General features: G+C 67.3%; 8 protein-coding genes and 4 pseudogenes. 3 read left to right on the top strand and 9 right to left on the bottom strand.

Annotation, left to right across the window (positions count from 1 at the left end; all coding sequences use genetic code 11):
- Positions 1–135: 135 nt before the first annotated feature.
- The 5 genes and pseudogenes from OG507_RS00060 to OG507_RS40230 all read right to left on the bottom strand — a co-directional run.
- Positions 136–1,173: an ABC transporter gene (locus tag OG507_RS00060; RefSeq protein WP_327365032.1), complete on the bottom strand. Its 1,038-nt coding sequence runs from the start codon at positions 1,171–1,173 to the stop codon at positions 136–138.
- On the bottom strand, positions 1,170–2,108 hold the full coding sequence (locus tag OG507_RS00055) for an ABC transporter ATP-binding protein (protein WP_327371819.1): 939 nt from the start codon (positions 2,106–2,108) through the stop codon (positions 1,170–1,172). Before OG507_RS00055 ends, OG507_RS00060 begins: the two co-directional genes overlap by 4 nt.
- 1,034 nt (positions 2,109–3,142) lie before the next feature.
- Positions 3,143–3,787 (bottom strand): response regulator transcription factor, encoded by a 645-nt coding sequence (locus OG507_RS00050; RefSeq protein ID WP_327365031.1) that lies wholly within the window; start codon positions 3,785–3,787, stop codon positions 3,143–3,145.
- Positions 3,784–4,938, bottom strand: a complete 1,155-nt coding sequence (locus OG507_RS00045) for a sensor histidine kinase (RefSeq protein ID WP_327365030.1) — start codon at positions 4,936–4,938, stop codon at positions 3,784–3,786. The genes OG507_RS00050 and OG507_RS00045 overlap by 4 nt, the downstream gene beginning before the upstream one ends.
- Before the next feature lie 1,006 nt (positions 4,939–5,944).
- Positions 5,945–6,277, bottom strand: a pseudogene (locus tag OG507_RS40230) (IS1380 family transposase); the annotation flags it as partial.
- Between the two features lie 14 nt (positions 6,278–6,291).
- On the opposite strand from OG507_RS40230, the pseudogene OG507_RS00035 reads away from it, so the two are divergent.
- Together OG507_RS00035 and OG507_RS00030 are read left to right on the top strand one after the other, a co-directional pair.
- A pseudogene (locus OG507_RS00035) lies at positions 6,292–6,513 on the top strand (transposase); the annotation flags it as partial.
- A gap of 395 nt (positions 6,514–6,908) precedes the next feature.
- On the top strand, positions 6,909–7,949 hold the full coding sequence (locus OG507_RS00030) for a hypothetical protein (RefSeq protein ID WP_327365029.1): 1,041 nt from the start codon (positions 6,909–6,911) through the stop codon (positions 7,947–7,949).
- A gap of 19 nt (positions 7,950–7,968) precedes the next feature.
- On the opposite strand, the pseudogene OG507_RS00025 reads toward OG507_RS00030, so the two are convergent.
- Positions 7,969–8,954: pseudogene (locus OG507_RS00025) on the bottom strand (IS5 family transposase).
- A gap of 90 nt (positions 8,955–9,044) precedes the next feature.
- Between OG507_RS00025 and OG507_RS00020 the strand changes: the two are divergent.
- Entirely contained in the window at positions 9,045–10,130 is a 1,086-nt protein-coding gene (locus OG507_RS00020) for a hypothetical protein (protein ID WP_327365028.1), read from the top strand.
- 212 nt (positions 10,131–10,342) lie between these two features.
- Here the strand turns inward: OG507_RS00020 and OG507_RS00015 are convergent.
- From OG507_RS00015 to OG507_RS00005, 3 genes and pseudogenes are all read right to left on the bottom strand, one after another.
- Positions 10,343–10,631: pseudogene (locus OG507_RS00015) on the bottom strand (DEAD/DEAH box helicase); the annotation flags it as partial.
- A gap of 70 nt (positions 10,632–10,701) precedes the next feature.
- Positions 10,702–11,205, bottom strand: a complete 504-nt coding sequence (locus OG507_RS00010; RefSeq protein ID WP_327365027.1) for a hypothetical protein — start codon at positions 11,203–11,205, stop codon at positions 10,702–10,704.
- Positions 11,206–11,604: 399 nt separating this feature from the next.
- Positions 11,605–14,259: a DEAD/DEAH box helicase gene (locus OG507_RS00005; protein ID WP_327365026.1), complete on the bottom strand. Its 2,655-nt coding sequence runs from the start codon at positions 14,257–14,259 to the stop codon at positions 11,605–11,607.
- Positions 14,260–15,080 lie beyond the last annotated feature (821 nt).

The raw sequence follows: 15,080 nt of genomic DNA, 5'->3' as shown, positions 1-15,080 counted from the left end.
CGCCAGTTCTGCCGGGGCTCCGCTTCTCACGTCCGAGGCCACCGCAGATCAGAGCGCACTTGCCAACGCCCCCGGAACCGTAACTTCACGGCCTTGCTCTAAAGCCCGGCAGGGGCGGCGACGAGGGTGCGTATGTCAGACGATGCGCTTGCGGCCCCAGAGGAAGATGAAGACTGTCACAGTGATGGCAAGAGCGAAGAGGACCAGGGCGTCGAGCCACTGCGTGCTGCTGAGCTGCGAGAGGGGCAGGTAGTCCACCGACTGGCCGACGACATCCTTCTTCTGGAGACAGATGTCGACGGCTTTCGCCGACGGCTCGTGCAGACAGGTGTGCATGGGGAGGGTCTTCCCGGAGCTGGTGATGTACGACCCGCTGTCCACCATCAGGCCGCCCGGGGGAACGAGCGGAGGGGAGCCGTTGACTCCCGAATGATTGGCGATCCTCACGGGGTTCGCGAAGTTCAGGCGGTTCATGGACCAGAACAACTCGACGGCGACGGTGAAGAAGAAGGTGGCGACCATGGAGAACAGGGTCCGACGCAGCACCATGCCGATGGCGACGCCGCCAACGACGCTGAAGACGGTGAGTGCGACTGGCACGGGTCCGGTGTTGCTGAACACGGTCACGTCCCAGCCCATGCTCCCGTCCTGTTCCATCAGCGGCCTCCACCACCAGCCGCAGGCGAGAGAGAGGGCCACCGTGCACACGACGACCACCAGGACGGTGATCCCGAGTTTGGCGGTCAGCCAGCGGCTGGGGCGTGCGGACTGAGACATGACGAGCTTGGCGCTGCCGCTCTCCAAATCGCCGGCGAACAGGGGGGCGCCCAGGAATACGCCGAGGATGACGGGCAGGGGAAGAAGGCCCAGGCCGACCTTGAGAGTCTGCTGCACGTACGGCTCTATGCCCGCCATCCACTTGTCGGGCGAAGAGTCCGGCCAGCCGAGGGCGGCCAGGTGGTCCATCAGGCCGGCGCGCTGGTGGGCGATCCACGCCGTGATCAGGGCCGTGACGGCTAGGTAGGTCCAGTAGGCGGCGCGGTGCTGGCGCCAGGTGAGCCAGGTCATGCCGCTGAGCCGGGGGGCTCGGGTGCGGCCGGGGGCGGCGGAGGGCGCGGGAGAAGAGGCGGACCTGCCGGGTCCAGCGGCCGGGGTCGTGGTCAGGTTGCTCATGCTGCAGCTCCCCCCGGGCTGTGCGGCCGGGCCGCGGGAGTGATCAGTGGCGGCGCTTCGAGGGAGCGCAGGTAGGGAAGCAGGAGTTCCTCCAGATCCGGGGTGCGGGACTGCCACTGGTCGCTGACTGGGCCGTCCGGGCGGATGAGGGCGCTGGTTCGTCCTCCGCTGGTACGGCACTCGACTACGGTGTGGCGGGCGAGTTCACTGGGAACGCCCGGCCCGTCGCCGCTGTCGACGCCCTGCAGGAGCAGATGGGCGCTGCGGAGTTCGTCCACGTCACCGGCCAGGCGCAGACCTCCAGCGGAGACGACGAGGAGGAAGTCGCAGACGCTCTCCAGTTCGCTGAGCATGTGGGAGGACAGCAGCACTGTGGTGCCGTGTTCGCTGGCCTCGGCCAGCAACAGGCTCATGAGTTCGTGGCGCACCAGCGGGTCGAGGTCCGAGAAGGGCTCGTCGAGCAGCAGCAGGTCGGGTCGTTTGCCGAAGGCGAGGGCGAAGGCGACGCGGGTGCGCTGTCCGCCGGAGAGGGTGCCGACCTTGGCGTTCATGGGCACGTTGCCCGAGCGGACGATGTGCTCGGCGACGAGCTGGTCCCAGCCGTGGTTCAGTTCGCGGCCCAGACGCAGTGTCTCGGCCACTGTGAAGCGGCGAAACAGCGGCTTCTCCTGGGCGAGGAAGGCCGTGCGGCGTCCGGCCTCCACGGACTGGGGGAGCGCGCCGAACACCGTGAGGGTGCCCTCCGTCGGTTCCAGCAGGTTGGCGGCGATCGACATCAGAGTCGTCTTGCCCGCCCCATTGGGGCCCACCAGCCCGCAGATCCGGCCGGCCGGGAGTCGGAAGGAGCAGTCCCTCAGGGCCCAGCCCCGGCGGTACTTCCGCCCCACCGTGTGGGCCTCCACCGCCGACTCCGCCACGGGGCCGGCTGTGTTCATCAGGCTTCTTGCATACGCGGCGCCCTGACTGGCGTCACTCACTGGTACTCCTTGATGCACGGGTTTTGGGTCACTTCGGCGGCCATCATGGTGACGGCGCGCCTTTTCTCCAGGACGCCGCGACCAGCGTGGCCACGTCCTCCCTGGCGGGCGCGGCTGACAGTTCCCCGCATTCAGGAAGTGATCCGTTCCCAGGCGCGCTCGTGACGAGTAAGTTACGGAGGCGACCCGTCGCTGCGCTTCGAGCAGAAGTTGGATCTGTGGCACCCCTCTACGACTTTTGGCCGAGCGCTCTGATCCACGTCCTCCGATGCCGATGCCCAGATCGGCGCGCGTTGCTTTGTACGCGGTGAGTCGCCGGCGCAGGACCACGTCACCCGGTGGATGGTCCGCAGGGCCCTGGACGGCCAGTGTCCGGAGTCACGCAGGCAACAGCGACGCCCGGAGTCACGACTGGCTGGCGGACGAGCACGGCGTCGGCGACATCTGCCATCCCATGGCCGGCCCCGCAAGCACCGACCGGCTGAACCAGGCATCGCATGAGAGGGGCCTGCGAACAGGCGACGCCACCCTGGGTCTGACCAGACCGGGCACTGGGTGGTCAGGCGACAGCAAGGCCGCGCACGGCCGTCACGACAGCACGGACCGCCGTGCCTCCTGGGTGTCGACGCGGTCACCAGAGGGCTGACGCGGGAGAGGGCTTCCTCGGGGGATCTCATGCTGAATGGAAGGCGATCGGCAGGGGGGACTGCCCACAGACGCTGCTGGGAGGTGAACTCCCGCCATCCCCTCCGTCAGATCCTCCCGCCCGAGGCCACGTAAGCCGCCCGTCCGGGGACGCGCAGGCAGGCGGCCGGAATCGCGCCTGCGACGAAGGAAGCGGCGTTGAGGCCAGTGCCCAGTCGGCCCCAGTCCACGCGTCGGGCCTGCGATGCCAGGGACGTACCGAAGTCCCCGGGGCAAGGCCGTCCGCCCGTCAGGCACAGGACCATGGCACACGGACGGCAACGCCGCGTTGGCCCGCACGGCCCTCCCTAATCGCTCACAAGGCCCGAACGCCACGCCCAGAGTGCGATCTCGACGCGGTTGCGGACGGCGAGTTTGGACTGGATGTTGCCCAGATGCGTCTTGACCGTGCCGAGGGACACGAAGAGGGCTGCCGCGATCTCGGCGTTGGTCTTGCCGTCGGCCACCAGGCGGACGACGTCGGTCTCGCGTGAGGACAAGACCGACACGACCGTGGGGGAGGTCTTCGACGGATGAATGCCTCTCAGCAGCCGGACCGTGATCGCCGGACTCACCAGGGCCTCGCCGGAGTGGGCCGCGCGCACCGCTTCGGTCAGCAGTCTCGGCCCGGAGTCCTTGAGGAGGAAGCCGCAGGCACCGTTGTTCAGTGCCTCGTAAACGTAGGCGTCGTCGTCGAAGGTCGTGACGATCACGACCTTGGGGGAGCCGCGGCCGAGGCGGTTGAGTTCGCGCAGGGCTTGCAGCCCGTCCATCCGCGGCATCCGGATGTCCATGAGGACGACGTCCGGGTCGAGGCGGCGACTCATCTCCACCGCCTGGACACCGTCCTTCGCTTCACCCACGACCTCGATGTCTTCCTCGACGCCCAGGATCAGCGAGAAGCCGGTCCGGACCATGGCCTGATCGTCCGCCAGCAGCACGCGGATAGTCATCGTGCCCCTCCTGCCGGCATGCGGGCCTGCACATGCCAGCCCCCCTCGCTCCTTGGACCGGCGACGAATGAGCCACCGAGCGTCTCAGCTCGTTCCCGCAGACCAGCCAGTCCATAACCCCCTTCTGAGGAGTGGCCGTCGCGGCTGCGGCCGTCGTTGGCCACCTCCACCGTCACCATGTCGAGACGGGTGTCGCGGCCGACCAGGATCTCGAGTTCCCGTACGCCCTCGGCGTGCTTGCGGACGTTCGTCAGGGCCTCGGTCACCACCCGGTGCACGGCCGACTGGACATCGATCGGTACGTCGTCGAAATCCCCGTCGACGCGCAGCCGTACCCGCATGTCGTCGGCGGAGCTGAAGTGATCGGTGAGAGAGGCGATGTCGCTGATCGTGCCCAGTGGTGAGAGACGGGCCTCGGCCCCAGCCTCGCGCAGCAGGGTCACCATGCGGCGGATGGCCGTCATCGCTTCGTCCCCGGCCTGCTCGATGCGCTGCAGCGCGGGGAGCACCGCCTGAGGCTGCTGGGCCGCGACACTTTGGGCGGCCTGAGCAAGCACCACGATGCCGGTGACGTGGTGGGCGACGTAATCGTGCAGATCGGAGGCGATGCTCGTGCGCTGCGCCAACTGCCTGGCCATCTCTCCACGACGACGACTGATCTGAATCGTCCGCACCCAGAGCCCGGTGCTGGCGGTGATGACGCCGGCCAGCGCAAGGACGAGTGCGAATACCACCAGTGAGATCTTGTCGGAGGACAGGCGCAAAGGCTGCAGCACCAGCCCCGCCAGCAGGAGCGGTAGCGCGAACGCGGTCGGCTTGGGCGCCGCCCGCCACGCAGTCAGCCCGATGACCAGAAGGGTGACTGCCACGACGGTGAGCCCGAACGGCAGGGCCTGCCGAACACCGCTCGCAGCGCCCGCCTGAGTGCCCATTGTCGCGGCAAGCATGGCCGCTCCCAGTACCAGCGCGCCCACGCCCAGCGCGGTACCCGACAGCCGCGAAGCAACCAGGGCTACGGTGACGGCGAGCAGGATGACGAGCGGGTGAGCCAATGCCAAGCCCAGGTCCACGATCCCCAGTGCTCCGGTGCCTCCCAGCACGGCCAGGCCGCGCACCAGCCACTTCATGAAGCGGTTCGTGCTGTTGTTCATGTTCTTGTCTTCCCCACTACGGCCGGACGGGCAGGCGGCCCCTTCGCTGTTCTTCCAGTGTCATCGATGCGCTGCCGCCGCCCCCGGGGCGGCGGCAGCGCAGGGAACGGGCCCACGCCGAGTCCAGAGGGGTGTTCCAGCAGCAGCCTCGCGTCCCGGATCCGGCGCATGAGGCAAAGCCGGATCCGGGGGCGTGAGCTCTTCCCCCGCGCCGAGAACGGCTACTTCGAAGGCGGTCATGGTGTAGACCCGGACTGACTGGATCAGCCGGTGCATCAGGTCGGACATGGGAAGCCTCCTGGGGTGGATGGGTACTGGTCGGTCCGGGGAACCATGGCGCGAGCGGATGGTCATGCGTGGATCCGCCCGATGGCCGTGGCGTCAGGACAGGCGCGGCGGCCGGACCGGATCCGGGTGCCGCGCGCGAAGTCGTCCCACATGGCCCGGGGGCCTCAGACTCAGACGGGCGAACCGCACGGCGAGGACGCCGGGTGTTCGCGGCGGTTGCCGCAGGATCCAGCGCCGGCTCCGGACCGGTTCCCTGGCCGGACGGCGAAGGCGGTTCGTCGATACGAGCACCGGAGTCGATCTGTGGTGCACGATGCATCTGGCGCCTTTCGTGGAGTCTCATGACCAAGCCGGTGCCCAGGTGGTCACGAGGGCGTCCGTCTGGAATCCTGAATGCGAGCCCGCTTTGCCGTGCGAGGTCGGCACACTGCGGCAGCCCGAACGAGGGTGACCGCGAGACCATCCCACGAGGTGGGGCTCATGACATGAACGCTATGGGATCGCTGCGGCTCGCCGCTTGGGGCAAAAGTCTGACCTGTCCGCGGCCGCTACGACTTTCGGCCGACCATCGAGCCGCCGGAGGGTGCGAAGGCCTGGGACGACGATGACGACGTGGTGGTGCCAGGCCACGCCAGGGGGCTTCGACGCGGTACGGTCAGGCCGTGTCCGCCAGGACCGCGACAAGTATGGCCGACTGCTCTGGCGGCCGGCATCCGCCCCGTGATCGCCGAGCAAGGTCGGCTTCGAGCCCGGCGATCGCCTCGCCGGGGGTGTTCGTGGGGAAGCAGGTCAGGCGCATGCCGTCGGCGTCGGTGAACCGCAGCTGGGCTCCGGGATGCGGGCGCTCCTTGCGGACGATCAGCCGTATCCCCTTCGGCCACTCCTTCAGGCAGTCCCCGCCGATCTCGGCGACCCAGGCGCCGTCGCGGACCTCGCCGCCGGGCTCGACGGTCGGCGTCCAGGCCGACGCCGGGACCTGGAGCACAGCATGGTGGATGGCGTCGGTGATGGTCATGCCGACCGAGTACGACAGCCACCGGCTCACCTGAGCCGCCCGCACCGTGATCGACGAACGCGATTGAGTCCGTGAACGCCCGCATACGCAAGGCCGTCCGGGCCCGCGGACACTTCCTCAACGAGGCCGCCGCCCTCAAGTGCGTCTACATGGCACTCATGAGCCTCGACCCGACCGGCAAGGGTCGCAAGCGATGGACCATGCGCTGGAAAGCACCCCTCAACGCATTCCAGATCGCCTTCGAGGGCCGGCTCACCCCGGCCAACAACTGAACCTCAACGACCAAGATCAGCCGTTAAATTGACACACCCGACACTGCCAGCACACACCCACACCGAGAAAACAGCAGCTCATCGAGGTGCAGAGCGGTTCACCACAACGCTCTCAGCCGGCCTCCCGTACGGTGAGGGTAACTTGCATGCTCACGCACAGATGTGTAAAATCTACACTCTAGAGCTGACGTGAGCCGCCGGCCCTCCCCGTAGACAACGTTGTCATAAGGGGGGCCTCGAGTGACCAGCTCACATTCAGCGCCAGTCTGCAACTTCCGTGCTGGCGACTGTAGATCTTCGGTCGTGAAAATCGGACTCTAATCCGGCAAGCCAATCATGAGTGTTGCCGTTTTAGGAGTTCCTCCACGGAGAAATTGGGTACCAAAAGGAGATTGATGTTTATTCAGCATAAACAAACAGCGAGGAGCCTTACGGCTGCCGCTGTCGCGCTATTCTCGGCGTTTCTGCTGTTGGTCGTCTCGGCCCGCCCCTCTGCCGCAGCTGAGGGTAACTGGTACGAAGTCGATGACGCCCCTTCGGAGGAAGCGGTTGCGACCGCAAGCTGGAATGACGGCGATCTCTTTCATGTGTGGCGAGGCTCGGGTCAAAACGAGCGACTCTACGTTACCACCTCTCCGTCGGCCGGTCCTTTCCGTGCGATTTCAGAAATCCCTGGCGGCGGGCGCACGGAGAATATGCCTTCTGTTGCGATGCGAGACCAGCACCCGGTGGTATTTCACGTAGGTACGAATGGTGGAATTTTCTATCAGACGTATCGTGGGGCCACTAACGGCGGCTGGGAAGGAACCTGGCACAGCCTCGACGGAAATTTTGCGCAGAACAGTGTCGCCGTTGCATCGTTCAACCATGGTCACTTCCTGGTGGTGACGTACCGCGGTACCAATAACAGGATGTACATCGGATGGTTCGATTCCGAAATGCGTTGGCACCCAGCGGGAGAAATCCCTGGCGATGGCACCACGCTTCACTCCCCCGCCATCGCAGTCGTCAACGACGGCGGCTTCTATGTGACGCACACCGGTACTAACGGTCACGTGTACTACACGTATGGCAGTTTCGACCCGAGCGGACTTGCGGACAATGACGTCGATTGGATCGGTCGCTGGATCGAGATCCCGGGGTTGGTCAACGGAAATATCTCTACCAGTCACCCCACGATGGTCTCCTACGGTCCGGATACTGACACGGCACACAACACCGTGATTGATGTGGCCGTGGTGGACGACGACCTGGGTATTCAGTGGGCCCAGTGGCGTGCTGGCGGCGGCGGGTGGGGATCCTGGCGCCAAATCAGGGCCTCCAACCTCTTGTTCTACATCGCGCCGATACTTTGGACTTGGAGGAACCAGCAGGCCATCCTCTACTACACCGGTCGCACGACGCTGTACGGAAAAACGCTGTCGACTTGGTACTAGGTCCTGTACGGAGTTCAGATCATGCTCGTCGGGTGATGCTGCGTAGCCACAGCATCGTGCCGCACAGGTGGAGTCCGGCCAGGTAGCTCTCGGGAGTCTTGTCGTAGCGGGTGGCGATCCCGCGCCAGTTGCGCAGCCGGTTGATGCACCGCTCGACCGTGTTGCGGTCCTTGTACAGCTCGGCGTCGTGACTGACGGGGCGGCCTCCGCGCGAGCCCTTCTTTTTGCGGTTGGCCGTCTGGTCCGCCTTCTCCGGGATCACCGCCCGGATTTGGCGTTTGCGCAGGTAGGCGCGGTTGCGGCGGGAGGAGTACGCCTTGTCGCCGGCGACCGCGTCCGGGCGGGTGCGGGGCCGGCCCCTCCTGCCACGGACCTTGATCTTGTCCACGACCCGCGCGAACTGCGGGCTGTCACCGGCCTGGCCGGGGGTGAGGACGAACGACAGTGGACGGCAGCGCCGTTCGGCTGACAAGTGCACCTTGCTGGTCAGCCCGCCCCGGGAACGACCGAGCTCAGCAGCCTTCAAACGGGCCCGGCGGCGTCGCCGCAACCGCTGCCGCTCGGCTCGTTCCGGGTCCCCGTCCTGATCGTATTGCGGCTCCCGTCCCTTCTTCCCGCCCCCTTTTCGGACTCTGCGGCCTCCACCAGCGCTTCCAACTGCTCTTCGTCCAGAACCATCCCGGCGGCGTGGTGGTGAGCGCGGGAGGTAGCAGAGTCCACGCTGACCAGCGACAGGTCTGCCTCACCGCGTTCTGCGGCATAACCGATGACCGTCTCCATCAGGTGCTGGAAGACGCCCTCGCGCGTCCAGATACGGAAGCGGTCGTAGACGCTCGACCACGGACCGTACTCGGCAGGCACGTCTCGCCAGGGGCTGCCGGTGCGGAACCGCCACATCGTCGCGTTGAAGTGTTTTCGCAGGTCAGGTATGGGTCCGGATACTCCCAGCGGGAGGTGGGGCTCAATCAGGGACCACTGCTCATCGGTCACATCGCCACGTGCCATACCTGATGGCCTATCAAGCGCACACGGTTCCGCGCTGCGGATTGCCCGAACCGTGATCTGAACTCCGTACAGGACCTAGCACCCGCAGTCGTGGGGGCGCTTTTGCTGGTGGGGCTGCTGTGGTGGGCGGGGACCAGCGCCCACGCACTCAGTCTGCCCGGCGCCACACGGTTTTTCGGCCCTGACCAGGCGAACCGCCTGGTCGCTTGGACGATGCCTTGGTCGACCGACCTCCCGTCGTCAGCGCAGTTCACCGACCCCGCAGGCGCGCCCGGTCACGGCGCGGACTACGCGGCTCTGAGAGAGACCGCCGTGCGGGTGCGCTACACCGCGCTCGTCGTGCTCTTTGCGTGCGGCGCGGTGCCCCTGTTGCGCCGGCTGCCGGTCCGCGGCACCGGACGCGCGGCCGTCGCCGTGGCGGCCCTGTGGGGCTGGGGCATCGTCGCGGCCATGCTCGCCGTCACTGTGTCCGCACCCTGGATGGTCGCTTCCGGTGGCTCCGCCGCGTTCCGGCTGCTGCCTGGCCTCGCGAGCGCCATGTCCCAGGGCCGCGAACTGCCGGTGGGCGCTGCCCTGGTCGCCGCCGCGGCCGCCGTCGGCCTCATGACCCTGCTGCGGCCCGAGGTGACACCCCCACCTGGCCGGTCCGTGCCGACCGCGGCCACCGCGCGGCTCGCCGCGACCCTGGGCACTACCGTGGTCGCCATCGCCCTCGCCGTCCTGTCAAACGACCGGGTGCTCGGGCGCATACAGACCGGGTTCACGGGCAACGGGCGACTGTCCGAGCCCGGTGATCTGCTGCGGCAGTGGATCCAGCTTGGCGCCTGGACCCTGCCCACCGGCTCCGCTCCCGGGCGCTGGCTGCTGTACCGGCTCGGCGACGTGGCGCTGCTCGCCCTGGTCTGGTGGGGGCTGCGGCTGCTGCCCGTCCTGCTCGACCGCGTCACCTACCCCACCTACTCGCTCGGCGCCGTCGCCGCCATCACCCTGGGCGTGGTGGTGAGCGGCGTCTGGCACTCGCTCCTCTCCTATCAAGGCAGCACCGGTGGACCCCTGCTCTATTACGTCTCCGTAGGCTCAGGCGTGTCGGCGGCGCTCGTCTTTGGCATACTCGCCGGCTGCGCCGGCACGCTGACAGTCCGGATTCGCAACCGCGCGCAGCAGCCCGCCCGCTAACGCCGAAGACCCAGTCGGCCTGACCGGGCTGGCTGAACGACGGGGCGGATCTCCACAGGACACTGGGCCTTGACCCAAGGCCGGGAGTTAGCGTCTCCACAGGTCACGCAATCCAGTTGAAGGATTTCTGACGCAGGACAACGGAGCTCGTTGGTATTGGCAGTCGACCAAGACAGCCTGTATCCGAGGAGCTCCGTTGCCTTTGCATTGTGTCCTGTCGCCTGCATCCACTGCGCGAGTGCCGTCAGCCCGCACTGGAACGCCTGCTGCGCCTTGCTCGGGCAGGAGCCGCGCCCAGGTGCCCGGCCGCTTCTGCTGCTCCAGTCACAGTCCGATGTCGTCGCCGTCCATGAGGACGCCGGGTGTGATGCCGGGCAGCTGGCCGTCGGCATCGGCCAGGTCGGCGAGGACGCGGTGGTGGCGCTGCCAGTCCAGCGGCCAGGGGCAGTTCCAGTCCGGGTCGATCGCGGTGAGCTGCGCCGCGCGCTCCACCGCGCGCTCCGAGGCCTCGGCTGCCCACTCCAATCCGAGGTGGACGAGGGGCCTTGACCCCAAAATCCTGCTGATGCCTCTACACCGCTGCGCCTCCGAGGATCCTCAGTGAGTACCTCCCGTATGTGCGGTGCAGAACCATCCTCACCGGGCCTGAGACCAACACTCCGCTGACAACGTACTCTTGTTCGATTCCCGTCTTGGTCACCTGCTTCTCGTACAGGGAGTCGGTCTCCTTCTTCGCCCGGTCGAGCCACGAGGACGCCTTGGCATGGTCGATTCCGGCGACGTCGAGACCTGTGCAGGAAGCCAGGAACTCGAAATCGCCTGGTTCCTTCGTACCCGCGCGGCACAGCAGGGAGGACATGTTCTTGTGATCGGCGTAGCCGGCCGACAGGGTCATCCCGTTCTTGCCGCGCCCGTGAACGTACGTCCTCATTTTCCCGTCGGGCATCTCCTGCTCGACGGGCTTTTCGAGTCGGATCTTCCAGTCCTTTGCCAGTCCGGTGAGGAAATCGTTCCCGGTGTATCCCGTGGCCATCGTCCTTTCTGGGCTAAGCGTGGCCTGTTTGTCGCTGGTCACCGCATGCTTGGGCAGAGCGGAGGCCTGCGGCAGGGTCTGTGTTGCGGACGGCTCGGGACGAGGTGCCACTGTCCTCGGCGCTTGTGGCGATGCCACGCCGGGGCTGTCCTGGCCACAGGAGGCGGTTCCCACCGCGCCGGCGACGAGAGTTATCAGTACGACGGGAACGCGGAGGGCGGCCCGTGTCCCGAGCCACTGTCCACCCGAACGCGCCCTCTGGATCTGGGGTATCACCGAGAGCCCACTCCTGCCGGGAACTTGAAGTCGTCCTGGACGACAGCCGCCAGCATTCCGGATACGGCCATGATTCTCTTGCGTACTTCTCTCATGTGCACCTGCTCTCCGAGGGTGTTGTCTGCCGATGCGGAAGCGACTTGCTATGGAAACCAGCACCGGACGCTACACGGCCCACTCCACCCCGAGCTTGCGTAGTGCGTCGAGTTGTTCGGCGGTGAGCTTGTTCCGCCTGGACTTGGTGTTGCTGTACCAGATGCCGAGCTTGGTCTCGCTTCCGTCGGGCAAGGTCTCCATCGCCTTCCGGGGTACCGGTCGGCCCACGCCTTCCCGCTCCACCCACTGCGCAAGGGCCGTCAGGCCGCGTTGGAACGCCTGCTGCGCCTTGCTCGGACTCTTCGTCGTACGCGCCGCCGCCGGGGCGGGGGACGGCGCCTGGTCGGGCTGCATGCCCAGCTTCGAGAGCCGTTCCTGCTGCTCGGTCGACAGCTGTGTCCAGGTGCCCGGATTCTTCTGCCTCTGGAGCCACTTGCCCAGGTCATCACCCTCGAACAGCACCCCAGGTGCGATGTCGGGCAGCTGGCCGTCGGCGTCGACCAGATCCGCGAGGACGCGGTAGTGGCGCTGCCAGTCCAGCGGCCACGGGCAGTCCCAGTCCTCATCGACCGAGGCCAGCTGCTGCGCGCGCTCCGCCGCCCGGTCCGCGTCCTTGCCCAGACCGCCCTTGCGCCGGAGATTGGCGAGATGCTGCCCGATAGGCACCATCGCCTCGCCCTCGCCCCAGACCGCGTCCTGACGCGGAGCAAGGTGCCCCGTGGCCCGCCGGTAGGACCGGAGCGCGGCGAGCTTGTTCTCCCACGCCTCCTCTCCGGGATCCCAGACCATGCCGGCCTCGGGCGCGTCCAGCAGGGTCTTGCGCCGTTCCTCCAGCTCACCCGCCCGCAGCGCCTTCCGCTGCTGGTGCACCCACCGCCCGAGGGGGAAATCCTTCGTGACCCCCACTTCGACCTCGACGTCGTAGGGCACGGCGTAGACGCCGGTGATCTCGTTCTCCGCCCGCCATCGGATGAGGGCCTGGTAGCCCTCAAGCCACACCAGGGACTCCGGCCGGTAGACCCGGGTGCGCAGGAACGCGGCGATGGTCGCCGCGTCGCGCGGGCTGGAGAAATGGAGTAGGGCCGCTTCGGCGGCGGCCTGCGTGTCGTCCTGCTCCTGGTCTTCGCCCTCGCTCTTGCCGCCGGCCCCGACGATCCGCCCGTCCTCATCACGCTGGACGTGGACCTTGCGCTTCCCGCTGGTGAGGGCGCGGGAGGCGAGCTGCTCAACGAGTCGTTCATCATGACTGCGGAGGCCCTGGAGGACGGCTACAAGAGGGCGGAAACTGGCACTGGCGACCATGTCGGTGGGGTCCTCGCCGGGCTCCAGGAACACCGGCACGATGATCCTGGCCACCTTGGTGGAGCCGTCCCTGTTGAGCCGGAGCGCCCGGCCGATGTTCTGCACAATCTCGACCTGGGAGCCGCGGGTGTCGGCGAAGCAGACGGCTTCCACTCCCCGCTCGCCGGTGATGTCCACGCCCTCCCCGAGCACGCGCACGGAGGCGAGGAACGCCCGGTGTACGCGCCGGTTGGTGGCGTCGATGCCGTTGGCGAACTGCCGCAGCACCTCACGCCGCTCGGACACGAGGTGGTCGCCGCACAGCCACGCCGACCACATCCGGTCCGGCGGGACGTGGCGGCCGGCCTCCAGCTCGTAGAACTTCGCGTCGATCGACGACTTCGGCAGCCGGTCCGCGGCCGCTAGGTCGTCGTCCGAGGCGTCGTTGACGTACAGCTCGGCAGCGGTCTCTGGCAGCTTCTCCGCGAACGCGGCCGCTTCCTCCACCTTCTGGTGGAACGTCATGACAGTGCGCAGGTTGTACGCCGCCGCGTGCTCCAGGAGCGCGGTCTGCAGGAGCGCCAGGCGCCGGCCGCGCCGGGCCTCTTCGGACTCCCCGAGGACGGGCGAGGGATCGCGGATCTCCAGCACGTCGATCTCGAACCCGGCGAGGATCTCGCGCTCAATCGCCTCCGAGAGCCCCAGTTCGGCCAGCCACGCGCCGTACGTGCCGTCCGGGTCGTCGGCCATGGTCGCGATCTCCGCCTCCTGGCCGTCCGCGCCCCTCTGCGGCCGGGCCGCGGCCAGGATGCGCGGCGTCGCGGTCAGGTACAGGCGGAAGTCGGCGGGGATGCGGGCGTTGTCGTGGATCGCCGCCCACGGCCGACCAAGATCACCGGCAGTTCCGTGGGCCTCATCCACGATCGCGAGGTCGAACGGGGTCATCTGCTGGCCGTACAGGCGCTCCCCGCCCGCCAGAGCGGCCTCCAGCGGCCCGCGAACCTTCCGCTGGCCCTCGGGTGCGTCGATGTCCTCGCGGTCCACGAGGGAGGCGTACGTGGCGAACACGACGACCGGCCCCTGCCCGGCCCACAGGGCGAGCTGGATCGGGTTGGTGGTGGTGCGCACCCCCAGGGAGCCCAGCACCGTGTCGTTCTCCAGCGAGCACACCGCGACCATCGGGGCGGTGTGGCCTACCAGGCGCCACGCCTGGGAGGTCTGCGCGAGCAGGTCCAGGGTCGGGACGGTGACGAGGATCCGGCCGTCCGTGAACGACTCCAGCGCGCACGCGGCGGCAGTGATCGTCTTGCCCGAGCCGGTCGCTGACACGATCGTGCCCCGGGCACCCTGAGGGGGCACAGATGATCTTGCAGGGAATCCCACCCACTTTCGGAACGCCGACCGCTGGTCTACCTGATGTTCTCGGAGCTGAACGACAGTCATAATGCCCATTTCTAGGACGAGATAGCACGCGTGGGACGATGAGGGACCGCGTCGTGAGTGGGTAATCTTGGTTGCCTTACGCTCTCTGCGTGATCCGCCCCCTCTCAGGTCCTCCCTCGTGGAAGCACCCCCTCGCCTCCCTCATGCTCATCCTCCTCATATCGATCGGCTGGTACGGAATGCAGCCGGTCTATCCCGACTGTGTTTTCCTTTACTCTGGGGAGTCGGTGAGCCCGAAACGTGCTCACCAGCAAGCAATTGACAACGGACAGTGCGACCCTCCTCACTCCCGCTGGAGATCATGGGTTGATTAACCTATGGCAAACCGCTAGACCCTATCTCGCGTTTCCGCCAACGGTACATGCTGCATCAACCTGATGCACCCGCTACACTGAAACCCGGCACGAACGAGAGCCCCTTCCCCTCGTAGCCAGCCAAGCCCGCGCAGCGGGCTTCAGGTCCTGGAGGCGCAGCCGGAAGGATCCAGGGTGGGGGAGCGCAGCGGACACACCCTCAGACGAGTGGGAAAGACGAGTGCGAAGCACCCGTCAACCCCTCTATGTCAAGGCCAAATTAGCCGGACCTGACACCCAGCCAGCCGGGCCCCCCGCACAGCGGGGCCCACCGGCCCGCAACGCGGGCCGGCCCCCTCAACTCCTGGAGCGAAGCGGGAGGGAGTTGGCCCGGCTTTGCCGGGCGCGGTGAGCGAAGCGAACCGCTCATCAACCCCAGGGCGCAGCCCTGGGGTTCGCAACCCGCGGAGCGGGTTGCGCAACTGCCCCGCGCAGCGGGGCAGTCCGCTTGCACATCGCGCAGCGATG

It is taken from the genome of Streptomyces sp. NBC_01217 (genome assembly GCF_035994185.1).
In the GTDB taxonomy this organism is placed as follows: Bacteria; Actinomycetota; Actinomycetes; order Streptomycetales; family Streptomycetaceae; genus Streptomyces.
The sequence above is the reverse complement of the archived record's forward strand: the minus strand, read 5'-3'. Positions and strand labels throughout refer to the sequence as shown.